The sequence below is a fragment of the Streptomyces sp. W16 genome (assembly GCF_033194735.1).
Lineage (GTDB): Bacteria > Actinomycetota > Actinomycetes > Streptomycetales > Streptomycetaceae > Streptomyces.
In genome coordinates this window covers 1-4,679 of record NZ_JAWOAI010000655.1, presented here as the reverse complement: position 1 = coordinate 4,679, position 4,679 = coordinate 1, and the positions used below count along the sequence as shown (strand labels likewise).

The 4,679-nt window shown below is 69.3% G+C and carries 4 protein-coding genes; 1 reads left to right on the top strand and 3 read right to left on the bottom strand.

Features of this window, described 5'->3' with window-relative positions; all coding sequences use genetic code 11:
• Positions 1 to 2,152, top strand: a 2,152-nt coding sequence (locus tag R6V09_RS46315; protein WP_317887485.1) for an ABC transporter ATP-binding protein/permease, incomplete at its 5' end; no start/stop codon positions are given.
• A 102-nt stretch (positions 2,153 to 2,254) separates the two neighbouring features.
• Here the strand turns inward: R6V09_RS46315 and R6V09_RS46310 are convergent.
• The 3 genes from R6V09_RS46310 to R6V09_RS46300 all read right to left on the bottom strand — a co-directional run.
• Positions 2,255 to 3,010: a transglycosylase SLT domain-containing protein gene (locus tag R6V09_RS46310; RefSeq protein WP_317887484.1), complete on the bottom strand. Its 756-nt coding sequence runs from the start codon at positions 3,008 to 3,010 to the stop codon at positions 2,255 to 2,257.
• Positions 3,011 to 3,308: 298 nt separating this feature from the next.
• Positions 3,309 to 4,388 (bottom strand): S-adenosylmethionine:tRNA ribosyltransferase-isomerase, encoded by a 1,080-nt coding sequence (locus R6V09_RS46305; RefSeq protein ID WP_317887483.1) that lies wholly within the window; start codon positions 4,386 to 4,388, stop codon positions 3,309 to 3,311.
• Positions 4,385 to 4,679, bottom strand: a 295-nt coding sequence (locus R6V09_RS46300) for an SDR family NAD(P)-dependent oxidoreductase (protein WP_317887482.1), incomplete at its 5' end; no start/stop codon positions are given. The genes R6V09_RS46305 and R6V09_RS46300, both read right to left, overlap by 4 nt.

Below are 4,679 nucleotides of genomic sequence, written 5' to 3'. Positions count from 1 at the left end.
CGCGGGCCCCGGCTGGGCGCAGCAGGCACCGCAGCAGACGCCTGAGCAGCAGCGCTTCCAGCCGCCTGCCGCCGCGCAGATTCCGCAGCAGCCTGGACCCGGTGTCGGCGCGGGGGCGCCGCCGGTCTACGGCGACCGCAGCCCGACCACGTTCCACCAGTTCTCGCTGGACCGCGTGATGCACATCGGCCGTGCGCTGGAGAACGAATTGGTGGTCTCCGACCTCCAAGTCTCGCGCCACCACGCCGAGTTCCACGCGACGCTCGACGGCCGCTTCGAGATCCGTGACCTCGGCTCGCACAACGGCACGTACGTCAACGGCCAGCCGATCACCAAGGGCGGCTCGGCGCTGCTCGGCCCGAACGACATCGTCGGCGTCGGCCACTCCACGTTCCGCCTGGTCGGGGACCGGCTCGAAGAGTTCGTCGACACCGGTGAAGTCTCCTTCTCGGCACGGCACTTGACCGTCGAGGTCGACGGCGGCAAGCAGATCCTGAAGGACGTCTCCTTCGGCGTACCGGAGAAGTCGCTGATCGCGGTCATCGGCCCGTCGGGCTCCGGCAAGTCGACCCTGCTCAAGGCGCTCACCGGCTACCGGCCCGCCAACCAGGGCGATGTCCTGTACGACAACAGGAACCTCTACAAGCAGTTCGCCGAGCTGCGCCAGCGCATCGGTCTGGTCCCGCAGGACGACATCCTGCACAAGGAACTGACCGTCAAGAAGGCCCTCAAGTACGCGGCCAAGCTGCGCTTTCCCGCCGACACCACCGGCGACGAGCGCGAGGCCCGCATCGACGAGGTGCTGCGCGAGCTGAAGCTCGACATCCACAAAGAGAAGAAGATCACCTCCCTCTCCGGCGGCCAGCGCAAGCGCGTCTCGGTGGCCCTGGAGCTCCTCACCAAGCCCTCGCTGATCTTCCTGGACGAGCCCACCTCGGGCCTCGACCCGGGCATGGACCGCGATGTCATGCAGCTGCTGCGCGGCCTCGCCGACGACGGCCGCACGGTCCTCGTCGTCACCCACTCGGTGGCCGAACTGGCGATCTGCGACAAGCTGTTGGTGATGGCACCGGGCGGCAGCGTCGCCTACTTCGGCCCGCCCGAGGAGGCGCTGAACTTCTTCGGCTACGACACCTGGGCCGATGTCTTCTCCGCCTTCGAGAACTACCGCGACTACGACTGGGCGGGCCGCTGGAAGGGCTCGCAGCACTACCAGATGTACGCCGCCGACATCGACGCGATTGCTCCGCAGTCCGTACAGATGCCGCCAATGCAGGCGATGAAGCCGCCGAAGCCGCAGGGCTGGATGTCCCAGTTCGTCACGCTGGTGCGCCGCTACGTCGGGGTGATCGCCTCCGACAAGGGCTTCCTGGCCCTGATGGTCATCCTGCCGGCCGTCCTGGGCGCGGTGAGCCTGCTCATCGACTCGGGCAACAGCCTGCTGCCCAACCCGGCCAGGGCGAACGGCCAGAGAATTCCGAACGGCACGGCCACCACGGTCCTGCTGATCCTCGCGGTCGGCGCCTGCTTCGCCGGCGCGGCCAACTCCGTCCGTGAGCTGATCAAGGAACGGGTCATCTACGAGCGGGAGCGCGCGACCGGCCTGTCGCGTTCCGCGTACCTGATGTCCAAGGTGTTCGTGCTCGGTGTGATCACCGCGCTCCAGGGCCTGATGGTCGGTGTCATCGGCTTCGCCAGCCGGGAGATCCCGAAGCAGGGCCTGGTCCTCGGCAGCCAGACCATGTTCGAACTCTGCATCCCGATCATGGGCCTCGGCTTCACCGCGATGATGTTCGGCCTGATCATCTCCGCGCTGGTGAAGACGGCCGAGAAGACCATGCCGCTGCTGGTCATGTTCGCGATCATCCAGGTCGTGTTCACCGGCTGCCTGTTCACCCTGAACGGCGCGGTCGGCGTCAACCAGTTCTCGTACCTGATGCCGTCGCGCTGGGCGGTCGGCGCCGCGGGCGCCACGCTGGACTTCAACAAGATCAGCCCGCCCAAGCCGGGCGACAGCGCGGACCCGCTGTGGGAGCACACCGTCGGCGCCTGGGGCATGGACATGGTCGCCCTGATCGCCCTCGGCGTGATCTGCGGCTTCTTCGTGGCCCGCTTCCTGCGCCGCCACGAGCCCGAGGTCATGCGCAAGTAGCCGTTCCCGTACGACGCCGAAGGGCGGCGCCCCTGGAGGGGGTGCCGCCCTTCGGCGTCGATACCGAGACCCAGAGGTCCGCCGGAGGCCTCAGTACGCGCCTCAGTACGCGCTGTTGACGTTGTCGATCGAGCCGTACTTGTCGGCCGCGTAGTTCGCCGCGGCGGTGATGTTGGCGACCGGGTCGTAGATGTTCGTCGAGGTACCGGAGACGTGGTACGCGTTGAACGTCGGCTGGATGACCTGGAGCAGACCGATCGACGGGGTGCCGTTGACCGCGTTGACGTCCCAGCCGTTGACGGCGCTGGGGTTGCCCGAGGACTCCCGCATGATGTTCTTGTACAGGCCGTTGTACGAGCCCGGGATGCCCTTCTGCTTCATGATCGCCAGGGCGTGGTTGATCCAGCCGTTGAGGTTGTTGGCGTAGGTCGTCGCGGCGACGGGCTGGAGCTTGACGCGCTCGGTGGAGCGGCTCGCGGCCTTCTTGGCCTTGCGCGCGGCCTCCGCCTTCTTCTTGGCGGCGGCTTCGGCGGCCTTCTTCTTCGCGGCGGCGTCCGCCTCGGCCTTCGCCGCCTTCGCGTCGGCCTTCGCCTGGATCGCCTCGGTCTTCACACTGGCACCGGCGAGCTGGTCGGTGACGCTGGCCTTGACGCCCTTGATGGGCTCCGAGCTGTACGCCACGTGGGCCGAGGACGCGGCGTCGCTGGTGGTCGTCCCCGCGTCGCTGGGCACTGCGGAGAAGGCGAGGGCGGCGGCGCCGAGCGTGGCGACACCGGCGAGCGCGATCCTGTGCTGCTTCGTCAGCTTGTTCAGCTTGGTCAGGCGACTATGACCAGGAGTGTTCGTGTTCTTGGGCATGGCGGATGGACCTCTTCGAATGGCGCGGAGGTCGCTCACCGTCCGGCGGGGACGCGGGTGCTTCCGGCACAAACGCCGCGGACGGGATCCGCGGCGCTGAGCGACGGCTGCAATTCTTAGCGGTCGCAAAAACCTGTGGCAAAGGTGTGACGTACGATCCCGGGTAGTGGAGCAGGGAAGGGCAAAACGGGACAGACGGGACCGTCTGTCCCGCTCAAGCGGGTCGGGTTTATCTCCTATGTGTCCTAGTACGTGATCTGCGCCCTATGTGCGGGCTCACATCGGCGACGCGGCAACCTCACTCGCAGTTGCTTGCGCAACGCACTGGGTGAGGATCCTCCTCCGGGAGGATGAGGTGCACGTCCCCGAACTCGTGCCACAGGTAGAGCCCGCGCAGCGCCTCCTCATAACTCCGGTCGACAGCGGCCCGCCCGGCGACCGCCTCCAGCATCAGCAGATGCGAGGCCTCCGGCTCGTGCAGCCCCGTCAGCAGCCCGTCCACCACCCGCACCCCCCGTTCCGGCGTGACGACGAGATCCGTCCACCCCGCACGCGCGCGTACGACCCCGTCGGTCCCGGCGGCGGACTCGACGGCCCGCACGGCGGTGGTCCCCACCGCGATCACCCGCCCGTCCCCGGCCCTGACCGCGTTGACCAACCGGGCCGACGCCTCCGACACCGCGAACCGCTCCGGATACGGCGGCTCGTGCACCTCGGCCGACGCCACCCCCGTGTGCAACGTGATCGGCGCGAACTGCACCCCCCGACTCACCAGCTCCGCCACCAGCCGCCCCGTGAAGGGCCGCGCCGCACTGGGCATCTCCGCACTGCCCGTCCCGTCCTCGGAGGGCAACGAGAACACCGTCTGGTAGACGGCCAGCGGCTGGTCCCGCTCGGTGTAGGAGTAACGGATGGGCCGCCCATGCTCCCGGAGCAGCGCGGGCACCCCCGACACCCGCCCCCACCACAACCGCTCACCGCGCGCACTCAGCGGCTCCTCCAGGACCAGCCGCACTCCTCCGGGCAGCCGCACCTCCACCCCCTCCGGGCCGCCCGCACGCGCGCGTGTGGTGCCCTTCCCGTCCGGCTCCCGCAGCTCGACCGCCCACCGCCCGTCATCGCCCCGCGTCGAGAAATGCACCACCACGCGCGTGTGCCCGATCCACCCGTCCACCGCCGCGGCCAACGTCGGCGACGTGTTCACGACCAGCAGATCCCCGGCCCGCAGCAACAGCGGCAACTCCCCGAACCCGTGATGCGACACCTCGGTACCCCGCGACACGAGCAGTCGTACGGCATCCCGGTCGAGCCCGGGCCCACGCTGCTCGGCGGGCACGCGCGCAGAGAGTTCCTCCGGGACCCGCACGGCCACTGTCATCGCTCCTCCAGAAGCGCCGGGGCTCCATAGCGCCCGCTCGCCGGACGCTCGTCCAGCAGCCGCAGGAAGGCCGGCACCACCCCGGCCGGCGACGGCCGGGGATCGTCGTCCTCCGGTACGGCCGCCGCGTACAGGTCCGTGGCCATGTCCCCGGGGTCGACCGCCCACACCCGCAGCCCGGGCTCCTCCGCGCCGAGCACGGCCGCGAGCTGGTCCAGGGCAGCCTTGGACGCCCCGTACCCGCCCCACGTCTCGTACGCCTCGGCCGCCGCGTCCGAGCTGACCGCGATA